Annotated in this window: 14 protein-coding genes; all 14 read left to right on the forward strand. The window is 68.3% G+C overall.

Going from position 1 to position 14,993, the window contains the following annotated elements; all coding sequences use genetic code 11:
- The first annotated feature begins 65 nt into the window (after positions 1–65).
- The 14 genes from thyX to dapF all read left to right on the forward strand — a co-directional run bounded on the left by thyX (position 66) and on the right by dapF (position 14,989).
- On the forward strand, positions 66–803 hold the full coding sequence (thyX, locus tag EV141_RS06715) for an FAD-dependent thymidylate synthase (RefSeq protein ID WP_130485185.1): 738 nt from the start codon (positions 66–68) through the stop codon (positions 801–803).
- A 247-nt stretch (positions 804–1,050) separates the two neighbouring features.
- Positions 1,051–1,932, forward strand: a complete 882-nt coding sequence (locus EV141_RS06720; RefSeq protein ID WP_130485186.1) for a DUF559 domain-containing protein — start codon at positions 1,051–1,053, stop codon at positions 1,930–1,932.
- 175 nt (positions 1,933–2,107) lie between these two features.
- The gene (dapA, locus tag EV141_RS06725) at positions 2,108–3,082 is read left to right on the forward strand and encodes a 4-hydroxy-tetrahydrodipicolinate synthase (protein ID WP_130485187.1); all 975 of its coding nucleotides are present in this window, start codon (positions 2,108–2,110) and stop codon (positions 3,080–3,082) included.
- A gap of 80 nt (positions 3,083–3,162) precedes the next feature.
- Positions 3,163–4,839: a ribonuclease J gene (locus EV141_RS06730; protein ID WP_130485188.1), complete on the forward strand. Its 1,677-nt coding sequence runs from the start codon at positions 3,163–3,165 to the stop codon at positions 4,837–4,839.
- Positions 4,840–4,887: 48 nt separating this feature from the next.
- Positions 4,888–7,668: an FtsK/SpoIIIE family DNA translocase gene (locus EV141_RS06735; protein WP_130485189.1), complete on the forward strand. Its 2,781-nt coding sequence runs from the start codon at positions 4,888–4,890 to the stop codon at positions 7,666–7,668.
- Positions 7,669–7,734: 66 nt separating this feature from the next.
- On the forward strand, positions 7,735–8,379 hold the full coding sequence (pgsA, locus tag EV141_RS06740; protein WP_130485358.1) for a CDP-diacylglycerol--glycerol-3-phosphate 3-phosphatidyltransferase: 645 nt from the start codon (positions 7,735–7,737) through the stop codon (positions 8,377–8,379).
- A complete protein-coding gene (locus tag EV141_RS06745) occupies positions 8,376–8,867 on the forward strand; it encodes a CinA family protein (protein WP_130485190.1) in 492 nt (163 codons plus the stop codon). The genes pgsA and EV141_RS06745 overlap by 4 nt, the downstream gene beginning before the upstream one ends.
- A 142-nt stretch (positions 8,868–9,009) precedes the next feature.
- Positions 9,010–9,318, forward strand: coding sequence for a helix-turn-helix domain-containing protein (locus tag EV141_RS06750; RefSeq protein WP_096421123.1), 309 nt, complete (start codon positions 9,010–9,012; stop codon positions 9,316–9,318).
- 22 nt (positions 9,319–9,340) lie between these two features.
- On the forward strand, positions 9,341–9,565 hold the full coding sequence (locus EV141_RS06755) for a DUF3046 domain-containing protein (RefSeq protein WP_375880253.1): 225 nt from the start codon (positions 9,341–9,343) through the stop codon (positions 9,563–9,565).
- Positions 9,566–9,883: 318 nt separating this feature from the next.
- On the forward strand, positions 9,884–10,969 hold the full coding sequence (gene recA / locus EV141_RS06760) for a recombinase RecA (RefSeq protein ID WP_130485192.1): 1,086 nt from the start codon (positions 9,884–9,886) through the stop codon (positions 10,967–10,969).
- Entirely contained in the window at positions 10,966–11,568 is a 603-nt protein-coding gene (locus tag EV141_RS06765) for a regulatory protein RecX (protein ID WP_130485193.1), read from the forward strand. The genes recA and EV141_RS06765 overlap by 4 nt, the downstream gene beginning before the upstream one ends.
- A 27-nt stretch (positions 11,569–11,595) precedes the next feature.
- Positions 11,596–13,182: a tRNA (N6-isopentenyl adenosine(37)-C2)-methylthiotransferase MiaB gene (miaB, locus tag EV141_RS06770; protein ID WP_130485194.1), complete on the forward strand. Its 1,587-nt coding sequence runs from the start codon at positions 11,596–11,598 to the stop codon at positions 13,180–13,182.
- Positions 13,179–14,114 carry a tRNA (adenosine(37)-N6)-dimethylallyltransferase MiaA gene (gene miaA / locus EV141_RS06775; RefSeq protein ID WP_130485195.1) on the forward strand — a complete coding sequence of 312 codons (936 nt, stop codon included), beginning with the start codon at positions 13,179–13,181 and terminating at the stop codon, positions 14,112–14,114. Before miaB ends, miaA begins: the two co-directional genes overlap by 4 nt.
- A complete protein-coding gene (gene dapF / locus EV141_RS06780) occupies positions 14,111–14,989 on the forward strand; it encodes a diaminopimelate epimerase (RefSeq protein ID WP_130485196.1) in 879 nt (292 codons plus the stop codon). Before miaA ends, dapF begins: the two co-directional genes overlap by 4 nt.
- Positions 14,990–14,993 lie beyond the last annotated feature (4 nt).

A 14,993-nucleotide genomic window follows, 5' to 3' on the forward strand; every position in this document is an offset into this window, starting at 1 on the left:
GTGTGACGCTGCGTGACCGCGGGGCGCACCCGGAGCCGGCACCGTGAGCGGCTAGGGTTGCGGGCGTGAGCGAGGCTGCAGACGAGGTCGTATTCCGGTCCGATGTCACGGTCGAGTTGGTGAGGGCGAACGCCTCCGACTCTGACGTGCTGTTCGCGGCGCGTGTGTCGACGCAGGGCGAGAAGACGCTCGACGCCGCCGCCGCGGGTGACGCGGCCACCGATCGCGATCGCGGCCTCATCAACTACCTCATGCGAGACCGTCACGGCTCGCCGTTCGAGCACAACTCGCTGACCTTCTACGTGCAGGCGCCGATCTTCGTCTTCCGCGAGTTCATGCGCCACCGCATCGCGTCATACAACGAAGAGTCGGGCCGCTACCGCGAGCTGCGCCCCGTGTTCTACGTACCGGGCCCCGAGCGCAACCTCGTGCAGGTCGGAAAGCCCGGCGCGTACGAGTTCTTGCCGGGCAGCGACGAGCAGCACGCCGTCGCCGACGCCGAGATCCGCGGCGTCTGCGAGGCGGCATACACCTCGTATCAGCGGATGCTCGACGCCGGCATCGCACGCGAGGTCGCCCGGGCGGTCCTCCCCGTCACGATCTACTCGACCATGTACGTGACGATGAACGCCCGCTCGCTCATGAACTTCCTCTCGCTTCGCACAAAGCGTGAGAGCACGCACTTCCCGTCCTTCCCGCAGCGCGAGATCGAGATGGTCGCCGAGCAGATGGAGCAGCACTTCGCGACGCTCATGCCGCTCACCTACGAGACGTTCAACGCAAACGGCCGCGTCGCCCCGTAGCGGTTCCGGCCCCAGAGCCGCCCAGCCCCGGTCTGGCGGAGCATTTCGCTCGCGGGGCTCCATCGCGGTGTCCACAGCACCGACAATCCGGCTCCCCGACGGGCGCGGCACGCCCTCGCTGTGGCGCGTCGCGACCTGCTGTCGGTGGTGCAGACACGTCTCCTCCTCAGCGAGGGCACCAGTCCGCCCCTCCCCGAGCGCATCGCCCCCGGTGCGCGACTCGGGGGCGACCCGCGACAGTCCAGGCATGAGCCTCGTCGTCGGTCGACTCGTCAATCGACTGCAGGCACTCGGTGGTGTCGCCTCTGTTCGCGAATTGTGCGGCACGCCGGCTGAGCAGCGAGCCCTCGCGCGCGCGTCGGAGCGAGGGATTCTGATCCGAGCCCGTCGCGGCGTGTATGCCCTCCCCGAGCTGCCGCGTGATGTGCTGCTCGCGGCCAGCGTGGGCGGTCGGCTCACGGGGGTCTCCGCCCTGGTCCATCATGGCCTCTGGGTGCCACCACCGACACACGGGCAGATGCTGCACGTCGAAGTCCGTGTGTCCATGAGCGTCACTGACCGTCCGTCCTCAACGCGCGTGTGGTGGACACGCGAGAAGACGATTCCGCAGTTCGGTGTCGCGCCGCTCGAGCCGGTGCTTGCGGTTGCCGCGGCATCGTTGCCGCGTGAGTGGGCCGTCGCCGTGCTCGACTCTGCACTGCGTCGCACGCCGCTCACGCCCCGTGGTCTCGCCGCGGTGGCCGCGACATGGAGCCCGCCGGCGAGACGTGCCGCATCGCTCACCGACATCCGCTCCGAGTCAGGCACCGAGAGTGCGCTCCGAGTCTTGCTGGGGGCTGCGGGTATTCGCACAGTGCCGCAACCGCGACTCCCCATCGCCGATTTCGCGCGAGCCGACCTGCTGGTGGGCGATCGGCTGCTCATCGAGTGCGACAGCGAGGAGCATCATGCCGCTCCGGAGCGGCGTCGAGCTGACCTCGCTCGCGACTCCCACCTCGTGAGTCTTGGCTTCATCGTGCTGCGGTTCGACTACCGACGTGTATTCGCTGATCCCGCTGAGGTCGTCGCGGAGATTAGCGCCGTGGTCGAGCGCGGTGACCACCTATCCGCACGACCGACAGCACGATGACGGCACGCCGAGCACGCAGCTTCATTGTGGCGAAGCGGCCCACAGTGCCGGTCCAGCGGACATTCTTCGCGCGGTGCGCAGGTCAGGCGCGCGGTGGGTGTGCCGCTGCCGCCCGCGCGGCGGATCGTCGCAACCCGCAGGGCGCGCCGCCCGCGGGCCGGGGTAGCCTGGGGGTGTGAGCGCGTCAAACCCCTTCGGCCAGGTCCTTGTGGCCCTCGTCACCCCCATGACCGCCGATGGTGAGGTCGACTGGCCCGGCGTCGAGCAGCACATCGACTACCTCTGCACACACGGTGCCGACGGCATCGTCGTGACCGGTACGACCGGTGAGACATCGACCCTCACCGACGCCGAGAAGCTGCGCCTCGTTCGCGTGGGCAAAGAGGTTGCGGCGGGGCGCGCATCCATCATTACGGGCGGCGGCTCGAACGAGACGGCGCACGCGATCGAGCTGTACAAGGCGAGCGAGAAGGCCGGCGCTGACGGCGTGATGGTCGTCACTCCGTACTACAACAAGCCGACGCAGGCGGGCGTTCTGACCCACTTCCGCATGGTCGCCGACGCGACCGATCTGCCGGTGATCCTCTACGACATTCCCGGCCGCGCGGGCATTGAGATCAAGTACGAGACGATCCTCCGCGCCGCGAAGCACCCGAACATCCTGGCCGTGAAAGACGCAAAGGGTGACCTCAGTGAGGTCAGCCGCGTCATGAACCAGACCGACCTTCTCTACTTCGCCGGCGATGACGCGAACGCCCTGCCGACGCTCGCAATCGGCGGAACCGGCCTCATCGGGGTGACGGCCAACATCGCCCCCGCCCCGTACCGCGCCATCGTCGACGCGGTGAACGCCAACGATCTGGCGACCGCGACCGAACAGCACAAGAAGCTTGAGCCGCTGGTGCGGGCGATCATGACGCACGTTCCCGGCACGGTCGCCGCGAAGTATGTGCTCCACGGCCTCGGTCGCATTTCCTCGCCGCGCGTGCGCCTGCCGCTCGTCGGCCCCGAAGACCACGAGGCCGCCATCATTGAAGACGAGATGGCGCTCGTGAAGGATGTTGAGGGCGTCGATCTTGCCCGCTTCCGCCCCGACCGCAACGCCGCCGCCGGGGGAGCACTGCCGAAGGTGGCCGGCACCACCCGCTAAGACTGCACCCGGGGGCGCGAGGCCCCGCCACGCGGCCCGGGTTTCGGGCCAGATTGATTCACGAAAGACGGTCCCGTTTTATGCCCCACGCCATCGAAGACGCCCCCGCGCTCGAATCCGGCACCCTTCGCGTTACCCCTCTCGGCGGTCTCGGCGAGATTGGTCGCAACATGGCCGTCTTCGAGTACGACGGCAAGCTGCTGATCGTCGACTGCGGCGTGCTCTTTCCCGAAGAGCACCAGCCGGGCGTTGACCTGATCCTGCCCGACTTCTCGCCGATCCGTGACCGCCTCGACGACGTCATCGGCGTCGTTCTCACGCACGGTCACGAAGACCACATCGGCGCGGTTCCGTATCTGCTGCGCCTGCGCGCCGACATTCCCTTGATCGGCTCGCAGCTGACGCTCGCCCTCATCGAGGCGAAGCTCAAGGAGCACCGCATCAGCCCGTACACGCTGGCGGTGAAGGAGGGCCAGCGCGAGCGCATGGCCCCCTTCGACCTCGAATTCGTCGCGGTGAACCACTCGATTCCGGATGCTCTGGCCGTTTTTATTCGGACGCCCGCGGGAAATGTGCTCCACACCGGCGACTTCAAGATGGACCAGCTGCCGCTCGATGGCCGCATCACCGACCTGCGCGCCTTCGCCCGCCTCGGTGAAGAGGGCGTTGACCTCTTCATGACCGACTCGACGAACTCCGACGTGCCGGGCTTCACTCCTGTCGAGCGCGAGATTGGCGGTGTGCTCGAGAGCGTCATCGCGAAGGCACCGCGCCGCGTCATCGTTGCCAGCTTCTCCAGCCACGTGCACCGTGTGCAGCAGGTACTCGACGCGGCCCACGCGAACGGTCGGCGGGTCGCGCTGCTCGGCCGTTCGATGGTGCGCAACATGGGCATCGCCGCCGAGCTCGGCTACCTGAAGGTGCCCGACGGCATCCTCATCGATCACCGCAAGGCGAGCGAGCTGCCCGACGACCGGATCGTCTACATGTCGACCGGCAGCCAGGGCGAGCCGATGGCCGTGCTCGCCCGCATGGCGAACCTCGAGCACCAGGTCGAGGTAGGGGAGGGCGACACGGTCATCCTCGCGTCGAGCCTGATTCCCGGCAACGAGAACGCGGTCTACCGGGTCATCAACGGGCTGACTGCGCTCGGGGCGAACGTCGTCCACAAGGGCAACGCGCGCGTGCACGTGAGTGGCCACGCCGCCGCCGGTGAACTGCTCTACTGCTACAACATCGTGCGGCCGAAGAACGTCATGCCCGTGCACGGCGAGGCCCGCCACCTCGTGGCGAACCAGCGCCTCGCGGTCGACACGGGCGTGCCGATCGAGAACACGGTGCTCGCCGAGAACGGCACCATCATCGACCTGAAAGACGGCGCGATCCGGGTCGTCGGTCAGCTCGACCTGGGTGAGGTGTACGTCGACGGCTCGACGGTCGGCGCGATCACCGACGCCGACTTGAAAGACCGCCGCATCCTCGCGGAGGAGGGCTTCATCTCGATCTTCGTCGCCGTCGACGCTCAGACCGGTCGCGCCGTGGTGGGCCCCGAGATTCACGCCCGTGGCTTCGCGCCAGACGACAGTGTGTTCGACGACGTGATCCCGCAGGTGCTCAAGGCGCTCACCGAGGCCGCCGAGAACGGCACGCGCGACAGCCACGCCTTCAGCCAGGTGGTGCGCCGCACGGTGGGCCGCTGGGTCAACACCCGGCACCGCCGCCGGCCGATGATCGTGCCGGTGGTCGTTATCGCGTAAGCGTGTCAGTCCCGGCCCGCGGCCCACCGCGCGGGTACCGTGTGCGGCATGGCCTCCGGCTCTCGATCGACCCCTGCGCGCTCGCGTGCGAGTTCGTCGACGACGCGCGCGCCGCGTGCATCGTCGAAGCGTTCTGAGACCGCGCCGACCAAGAAGCTGCCCGCATCGAAGCAGCCGAAGCCCACTCCCGCGTTCGAGTCGGGTGAGCCCGGCCTGCTGTCGCGCGCCTGGATGGGCCTCGCCCACGCGACCGGCGCCGGCTTCCGACTTTTCGGCCGCGAGACCCTCGCCAAAGAGGACCGCCGCGACGGCGTACCTTTCCTGCTCGTCCTGCTGGCCATCGCGGGCGCCCTGATCGAGTGGTTCCTGCTGGGCGACCCGGTCGCCCAGGCCCTCGACGCGTTCACCTTCGGGGGGCTCGTCGGCCGCGTCGCCTTCGCCCTGCCGGTCATCATGCTGATGTTCGCCGCCTGGCTGTTCCGCCACCCCGCGAGCGTGCACGACAACACCCGCATCGGAATTGGGCTGGGCCTGCTCATCGCGAGCGTCAGCGGCCTCTGCCACATCGCCCTGGGTGCGCCAAACCCGGCCCTGCCGCCGCTCGAGATCGCCCAGGCGGGCGGAGTTGTCGGCTGGGTGCTCGGTGGCCTGTTGCTGCTGGCAACCGTGTGGGTTGCCGTGCCCCTGCTCGTCGTGATCGCCGCTCTGTCGGTGCTGATCATGACCAAGACGCCGCCGAACCGCATCGGTCAGCGGCTGCGTGAGCTGTACGCGTACCTCTTCGGCGCCGAGCTGCCGGAGCGTCCGGCGAAGGCCGAGAAGTCTGACACCGACGACGAGTCGGCCGACTTCGGCTCGCTCACCGACCTCGGCCTCGACATGGAGGACGAGAGCTCCATGCCCTGGTGGCGCAAGGGCAAGGCCCCGCGCCACGAAGAGTTGCCGTTCGACTCCGCCGTCGAGCGCGATCAGCCCACCGACGTGATCGACCCCGACGCCCTCGCCCGCGTCTCCGACGACTTGACGGCGGTCGCGGCTGCCGCTGAAGCGGCCGTGCAGCGCTTTACGGGGGAGCAGGCCCCCGCCGGCGCCTCCGGCGCCGCGGGCCCCGCGGGCGATGGCGACCGTCTCGATGACGGCGACGAGGCGGATGCTGTCGTCGCGCATCCGACGCCCGTCTCGCCGGGTGCGCCCACGCGCCCGTACCGCCTCCCGTCGCCGAGTGTGCTCGAGCCGGGCACGCCGCCGAAGGCCCGCAGCGCGGCGAACGATGCGGTCGTGGCGTCGATCACCGACGTGCTCGAGCAGTTCCAGGTCGATGCGAAGGTCACGGGCTTCAGCCGCGGCCCGAGTGTCACCCGCTACGAGATCGAGCTGGGCCCCGGTGTGAAGGTCGAGCGTTTCACCGCGCTGACGAAGAACATCTCGTACGCGGTCGCGAGCAATGAGGTCAGCATCCTCTCGCCGATTCCCGGCAAGAGCGCGATTGGCGTCGAGATTCCGAACGTCGACCGCGAGATCGTGAGCCTCGGCGATGTGCTGCGGTCGAGCGCCTCGGCGAAGAGCCTGCACCCCATGTCGATCGGGGTCGGCAAAGATGTCGAGGGCGGCTATGTCATCGCCAACCTCGCGAAGATGCCGCACCTGTTGGTTGCGGGGTCGACCGGCTCGGGTAAGTCGAGCTTCATCAACTCGATGATCACGAGCCTCTTGATGCGCGCGAAGCCCGCCGAGGTGCGCATGGTGCTGATCGACCCGAAGCGCGTCGAGCTCGCCGCCTACCAGGGCGTGCCGCACCTCATCACCCCCATCATCACGAACCCGAAGAAGGCGGCCGAGGCGCTGCAGTGGGTCGTGAAAGAGATGGACATGCGCTACGACGACCTCGCGTCGTTCGGCTTCCGTCACATCGACGACTTCAACCGCGCCGTGCTCGCGAACGAAATCGAGCTGCCCGAGGGCAGCCAGCGCAAGCTGCAGCCGTACCCCTACCTGCTCGTCGTCGTCGACGAGCTCGCCGACCTCATGATGGTCGCCCCGCGCGACGTCGAAGACTCGATCGTGCGCATCACCCAGCTCGCGCGCGCCTCGGGTATTCACCTCGTGCTCGCCACGCAGCGGCCGAGTGTTGACGTCGTGACGGGCTTGATCAAGGCGAACGTGCCGAGCCGTCTCGCCTTTGCGGTGTCGAGCATGACCGACAGCCGCGTGATCCTCGATCAGCCGGGTGCCGAGAAGCTCATCGGCCAGGGCGACGGACTGTTCCTGCCCATGGGGGCGAACAAGTCCATGCGCGTTCAGGGCGCCTGGGTCACCGAGGGCGAGATCGCCGCGGTCGTCAAGCACGTGAAAGACCAGGCGCGGCCCGAGTATCGCAATGACGTGGCGGCAGAAGCGCAGAAGCGCGAGATCGACGCCGACATCGGTGACGACCTCGAGGTACTGCTCGCGGCGGCCGAGCTTGTCGTCACTACCCAGTTCGGGTCGACTTCGATGCTGCAGCGCAAGCTGCGCGTCGGATTCGCCAAAGCGGGCCGCCTCATGGACCTTTTGGAATCGCGCGAGATCGTCGGCCCGTCTGAGGGCTCAAAGGCCCGCGACGTGCTCGTCAGCCCTGATCAATTGGCCGATGTGCTGGCCCGTCTGCGCGGCGATGTACCGGCGAGCGACGGCGGCTCGAGCTCGGCGTCGGCGACGGCCGCGCCCGCGTCATCGCCCGCATCCTCCTCGCTGGGCGGCGCCGACCCGGTCGACGCGATGACCCGCGGCTATCCTGAGGAGGAGGCATCCTCTGACGAGGATGCGTGGTCCTTGACCGGTCGCGACTAGGCGTTCCGGTTCCATACCGGGGGAGGCGCCGTGGCGACGAGCGAGAAGAACGGCCCATCCTTCCCGATGCGCGGCCGCGTGATCGCCGACGGTGAGACCCCCGCCTCAAGCGGCAACGTCGCGAACATCATCACGATTGTGCGCATCCTGCTCGTCCCCGTTTTCGTCGTGCTGCTCGTGCTCGATGCGGGAGACGACGGCTGGCTGCGCGTCGCTGCTGCGCTGCTTTTCATCGTGGCGATTGCCACCGACGGCGTCGACGGCTATCTCGCGCGCCGACGCAACCTCGTCACCGACCTCGGCATCCTCCTCGACCCGATTGCCGACAAGTTGTTGACCGGCGCGGCGCTCGTGATGCTGGCGCTTCTCGCCGAGCTTCCCGCGTGGGTCGTCGTGGTGATCCTGGTGCGCGAGTGGGGCATCACCGTGTTCCGTTTCTTCATGCTGCGCAACCGGGTGATCCCGGCCTCTCGTGGCGGCAAGCTGAAAACGGTCATGCAGTCGGTCGCCATCTCGTTTGCACTCTTGCCGCTGTGGGCCCTCGTTGGCGACTGGATCAATTGGGTCAACACCGTCCTCATGACGATCGCCGTGGTCCTCACCGTGGTCACCGGTCTTGACTACCTCTACAAGGCGTGGCGGTCACGCGACGACGACGAGACCACTCGGCCCGCCGCAGCCGCGACAGACTCCTCATCTGACGCGTCGTGAGCGCGCTGGCTCACGCACTCGTCGCGACGCTGACCGACCGCGGCGAACGCATCGCGATCGCCGAATCACTGACGGGCGGGATGCTCGTGGCGCGACTCGTTGACGTTCCGGGCGCCTCCGCGGTCGTTTCCGGCGGCATCGTCGCGTACGCGACGCCGCTCAAGGCGAGCCTGCTTGACGTGCCCGATGAGCTCCTTGGCCAACACGGGCCCGTGCATCCGGATGTCGCGCTCGCGATGGCGGTCGGGGTGCGGGCGCGCCTCGCGATCGCCGACCGACCGGCCGACATCGGGGTCGCGACGACGGGTGTCGCCGGGCCCGAGCCGCAAGGGGGTTCACCCGTCGGCCTCGTGTACGTCGCGGTGGCGGATGCGCGCGGCACGTCCGTGCGTGAGCTGCGTCTCGCAGGTGGTCGCGCCGCCATCCGCTCCGCGGCTGTCGACGCGGCCCTCGCACTCGCCCTCGACCGGCTCTACGCGCGGGAATAGCCAAGGTGACGGTCGTGTTACACCGAGCATCCTGACACTCGATCCCCAGCCATCCGGGGATACAGTGAAGTCACATCGATCAGGTAGTGTTACCGCCCCGGTGACGCGCACACCGCTCAAGAGATACGCAGAGGAGGCCGCCATGGTTCTGGTCCGTCAAGAGATCGGCGAAGTCCTCCGTGACGTGCGCTTGCAGAAGGGCCGCACCCTTCGCCAGGTGGCGAGTCGGGCGAGCGTTGCTCTGGGTTACCTCAGCGAGGTTGAGCGGGGTCAAAAAGAGGCGTCAAGCGAGATCCTCGCGTCGGTCGCCGAAGCTCTCGACACTCCCATCTCGACCATCATGCGCGAGGTCGGTGACCGCCTGGCCGTCATCGAGGGCCTGACGACGGTTCCCGACACCCTGCCCGACGACCTGGTCGCTGAGTTCGACGCCGACCTCGCCGTTCGCTAGCGCGCTAGGTCGACCTCTGAAGCTGTCAGAGTTCCGTCGCGCCGTCGCCGACGAGTTCGGTGAGGCCTACGGACGCTCGCTTGTGCGCGATCTCGTGCTCGGTGACGTCGGCAACCGCACGGCCGAACAGGCACTGGATGCGGGGCTTGCTCCCCGGGACGTGTGGTTCGCGCTGTGTGCCGCCACCGATGTTCCCCGTGATCGCTGGTACGGCGCGGGCCGCCCCGTTCTGCCGCGCGATCTCTGATCGAACCCCCCTTCAGCGCGCGGTGCTGCCAGCGACGGGTGCGGGCGCAGCGACGGCCGAAGCGCGACACGCCGTAACGTGCCACTCGAACATGTGTTCGTATCGGGCGTAGACTCCCTCCCAACGGCAGTCGAACACCCCTCGGTGCACAGGCGGTCGCGTGTTCCGTCTGGTGTCGGTGCTCGCGCTTACTGTTCCCCGCGAGGCGGCAGACGTCGTCACCGCCTTGTCGTATCCCCGTCGCCCCGAAACTCCGGGCGGCTGGCACGGCGACAGCCGATAGGCGAACCGCGCACGACACAGAAAGCAGGAACCGACATGCCCTCTCCCGCAGACCGCGAAAAGGCCCTCGAAACGGCACTCGCACAGATCGACCGACAGTTCGGCAAGGGCAGCGTCATGCGCCTCGGCAGCGACGAGCGCGCGCCGGTCGCCGTCATCCCGACCGGTTCCATTGCCCTTGATGTCGCGCTCGGTATTGGCGGCCTCCCGAAGGGCCGCATCATCGAAATCTACGGTCCCGAGTCGTCGGGTAAGACCACGCTGACGCTGCACGCCATCGCCAATGTTCAGCGCGCGGGCGGCATCGCGGCCTTCATCGATGCTGAGCACGCACTTGACCCCGACTACGCCCAGAAGCTCGGCGTCGACATCGATCAGCTTCTCGTTTCGCAGCCAGACACCGGTGAGCAGGCCCTCGAAATCGCCGACATGCTGGTGCGATCGGGCTCGATTGACCTCGTCGTCATCGACTCGGTCGCGGCGCTCGTGCCCCGCGCCGAGATCGAGGGCGAGATGGGCGACAGCCACGTCGGTCTGCAGGCTCGCCTGATGTCGCAGGCGCTGCGCAAGCTCACGGGCGGTCTCAACACCACCGGCACCTCGATGATTTTCATCAACCAGCTGCGCGAAAAGATCGGTGTCTTCTTCGGCAGCCCCGAGACCACGGCGGGTGGTAAGGCGCTCAAGTTCTATGCCTCCGTGCGCCTCGACATTCGTCGCATCGAGACACTGAAAGACGGCACCGAGGCGGTCGGTAACCGCACGCGTGTCAAGGTCGTCAAGAACAAGATGGCCCCGCCCTTCAAGCAGGCCGAGTTCGACATCCTCTACGGCGTCGGCATCTCCCGCGAGGGCAGCCTGCTCGACTTCGGTGTTGAGCACGGCATCGTCAAGAAGTCGGGCGCCTGGTACACCTACGAGGGCGATCAGCTGGGCCAGGGCAAAGAGAACTCGCGCAACTTCCTGCTGCAGAACCCGACCATCGCGGCCGAGATCGAAAGCAAGATTCTCGCCAAGCTCGGCATTGGCGCGAACGGGCCCGTAGCCGTGGGCGACGCCGCCGAGCCGGCACCCGCATCCATTCAGCAGAAGCTCGCCCAGAAGAAGGCTGCTGGCGCGTGAGCGACGCGGCCGACGCCGGCCAGTGGGTCGCCCCGGTGATCTCGCTGGCCGGCGCTCGCGCCGAGCGCTCGTCGGTCGACGACGCGCGCGCCCACCTCGACGACGACGAACTCGCCAGGGCCGAAACAATCAGCATGCGGGCGCTCAGCCGCAAGGGCTTGTCTCGACGAGAACTCGTCGACCGACTGCGCGAGAATGACATCAGCCCCGAGGCGGCCGAGTTCGAAGCCGACCGCCTGCAGCGCGTGGGCCTGATCGACGACGCCGAGCTGGCGCGGGTCTTGGTCGACCGCCTGGTTGCCCGCAAAGGTCTCGGCCGCAGCGCTCTCATGGGTGAGCTACGCCAGCGCAAGCTTGACCCCGACGCCGTCGAGCAGGCGATCGCTGAGCACGGTGCCGAGTCCGATGCGGGCGCGTTGATCGACCAGTTGGTGGCCGATCGGCTGCGGCGCCTCGGCAGTCTCGACCGCGCGACGGCCGAACGTCGGCTTGTGTCGTACTTGCAACGCAAAGGGCACGGCGGGCCCATGGCGCATCAGGCCGTGCGGCGTGCGCTCGACGGCGCTCCGGCTGGCCGCCGTACCCCCGAATTCGAGTGAGCGCCCGCGCGTAGACTTGCTCGCACCATGAGCAGCACCTTCGCCCCGCCATCCTCCGTCACCGACGCGCAGGCCACCCCGCGCACCTACGAGGTGCGCACGTATGGCTGTCAGATGAATGTGCACGACTCTGAACGCTTGGCGGGGTCGCTTGAGGCGGCGGGCTACATCGCGGCGCCGACGGGCGAGGTGGCCGACGTGGTCGTGATCAACACCTGCGCCGTTCGCGAGAACGCCGACAACAAGCTCTACGGAAACCTGGGCCACCTCGCCAGCATCAAGCGCGAGCGCCCCGGCATGCAGATTGCCGTCGGCGGGTGCCTCGCCCAGAAAGACACCTCGACCATTCTGAGCAAGGCGCCCTACGTCGACGCCGTCTTCGGCACGCACAACATGGGCTCACTTCCCGCCCTGCTCGAACGGGCACGCCACAACGGCGAGGCGCAGCTCGAGATTCTCGAGTCACTCGAAGTGTTCCCCTCGACGCTGCCGACCAAGCGTGACTCCACCTACTCGGGCTGGGTCAGCATCTCGGTGGGCTGCAACAACACCTGCACGTTCTGCATCGTCCCGAGCCTGCGCGGCAAAGAAAAAGACCGGCGCCCCGGCGACATCCTCGCCGAAGTTCAGGCGCTCGTTGACGACGGCGCGATTGAGGTCACGCTCCTCGGGCAGAACGTGAACACCTACGGCGTCGAGTTCGGCGACCGGCAGGCGTTCGGCAAGCTGCTGCGCGCAGCCGGGCGCATCGACGGTCTCGAGCGCATCCGCTTCACGAGTCCCCACCCGGCCGCATTCACCGACGACGTGATCGACGCGATGGCCGAAACGCCCGCCGTGATGCCGCAGCTGCACATGCCCCTGCAGTCCGGCTCCGACCGCATCCTGAAGGCGATGCGCCGCTCCTATCGCAGCGAGAAGTTCCTTGGCATCCTCGACCGGGTGAGGGCACGCATCCCGAATGCGGCCATTTCGACCGACATCATCGTGGGCTTCCCGGGTGAGACCGACGACGACTTTGCCGAGACGCTCCGCGTCGTCGAACAGGCGCGCTTCGCCAGCGCATTCACCTTCCAGTACTCGATCCGGCCGGGCACGCCGGCCGCCACAATGCCCGACCAGGTGCCGAAAGAGGTCGTGCAAGAACGCTACGAGCGGCTCATCGCCCTGCAAGAGCACATCAGCTGGGAAGAGAACCAGCGCCAAGTGGGTCGCGAGGTCGAGGTGCTCATCTCGACCGGCGAGGGCAAGAAAGACGCCGAGACCGAGCGCATATCGGGGCGAGCCGAAGACAGCCGCCTCGTGCACGTCCGCGTACCGGAGGGCGCCGAGCGTCCGCGCCCGGGCGACGTCGTGACCACGACGATCACGCACGCCGCGCCGTTCCACCTGCTTGCCGACCACGAGGGGCCGCTGCGCATTCGCCGTACCCGTGCCGGCGACGCGTGGGATCGCGCGCAGGCCGAGAGCTGCAGTGTGCCGGCGCCGGCAGGCAGCAGCGACACCGCGCCGCGCGTGTCGTTGGGGCTTCCCGCCATCCGGGTCGGTGCTCCCGCGGGGCCGACGACTCCGATCTACGACCCCGCAGACGGCGAGCGCGGCAGTCTCGCGTGATCGTCGCGATCGTCGGCGCGACGGGCACCGGCAAGACGGCAGCGTCGCTCGACCTCGCCGATCGCTTGGGGCGGTTCGGCGCTGCCGCTGAGATCGTCAACGCCGACGCCATGCAGCTGTACCGCGGAATGGATATCGGCACGGCAAAGGCCACCGTCGCCGAGCGACGAGGAGTTCCGCACCACCTCATCGACGTCCTCGACGTCACCGACGAGGCATCCGTCGCCGCCTATCAGCGAGATGCGCGCGCGTCGGTTGAGCAGATTGCGGCGCGGGGAGCCATCCCGATCGTGGTCGGAGGCTCCGGGCTCTACGTCGCGGCCCTGCTCACCGACTTCCGCTTTCCCGGCACCGACCCCGAAGTGCGAGCGCGCTACGAAGAGAGGCTCGTCTCCGAGGGGCTCGGTGCGCTCGCGGCCGAGCTTCAGCGTCGTGATCCGGAGGCCGCAGCCCAGCTCGACCTGCAGAACCCCCGCCGCGTCGTGCGCGCCCTCGAGGTTGCCGAGATCACGGGTGAACCGATCGCGCCGGGTCTTGCGGCGCGAGCCACACCGTGGCGTCCGTACACCCAGCTCGGCCTGTCGGTGGAGCGCACAACCCTCGTTGAGCGACTCGACCGGCGGGTGGAGGGCATGTGGGCGGCCGGGCTTCTTGACGAGGTACGAGAGCTTCTCCCGAGAGGTCTCGAGCGCGGCCCCACCGCGTCCCGAGCAATCGGCTACGCCCAGGCGATCGACCAGTTGGCGGGTCGGGCGACCGAGGGCGAGGCCATCGCGGCGACCGCCTCACTCACGCGCCGCTACGCCCGGCGGCAGGTGAGCTGGTTCCGGCGTGACGCCGCGAACGAGTGGGTCGACGCCCTCGATGGGACGGCGCGGAATGCGGCGATCCAGGCGGTCGCGGAGCGGTGCGTCGCTAGCATGGCCGAGTGACCGACACGCTGCTGTTCACCAAGGGCCACGGAACCGGCAACGACTTCGTCCTGTACGCCGATCCGGATGGCGAGCAGACGCTCGAGGCCTCGCGGCTTGCCGCCGTGGCTGATCGGCGGTTCGGGGTCGGCGGCGACGGGGTGATCCGCGCGGTGCGATCCGCGAGCATCCCCGAGGGCGCAGCGATTCTGGCCGAGGAGCCCGAGGCCGAGTGGTTCATGGACTATGCGAACGCCGACGGCAGCGTTGCGGAGATGTGTGGCAACGGCATCCGCGTATTCGTGCACTACCTCATCGAACGCGGCTTGCTTGAGCTAGCCCCGGGCCACTCGGTGCCGATCGGCACCCGCGCGGGCGTGCGTGATGTTCACCGTCTCGCCGATGGCTACGCCGTCGACCTGGGTCGCTGGCGGCTGACGGGCGACGAGCCCCTCGTGCGCGCCCGTGAGCTTCCGGTCGCGCGCCCCGGTCTCGGGATCGACCTCGGCAACCCCCACGTCGTTGTGGCGGTCGCGGGCGACACCGAGCTCGATGGCATCGACCTGTCCCGCGCACCCCAGCTGGAGCCGGCCCTGGCCGGCGGAGCCAACGTCGAATTCGTCGTTCCGGCCGACCCCCTCGTACGGGACGGCATCGGTCGTATCCGCATGCGCGTGCACGAGCGCGGCAGCGGCGAGACGCTCTCGTGTGGAACCGGGGCCGCGGCCGCCGCACTCGCCGTGCGGCACTGGGCGGGCTCGTCGGCTCCGAACGAGTGGCGCGTCGAGGTGCCGGGCGGTGTGCTCGGCGTGCGCATGTTCGCGGCGGAAGACGGCGAGCATGTCGCGCTCAGTGGGCCCGCTGCCCTTGTTTTTGACGGGGAATTGACCGTCTGATCGA

It is taken from the genome of Microcella putealis (assembly GCF_004216575.1).
Lineage (GTDB): Bacteria > Actinomycetota > Actinomycetes > Actinomycetales > Microbacteriaceae > Microcella > Microcella putealis.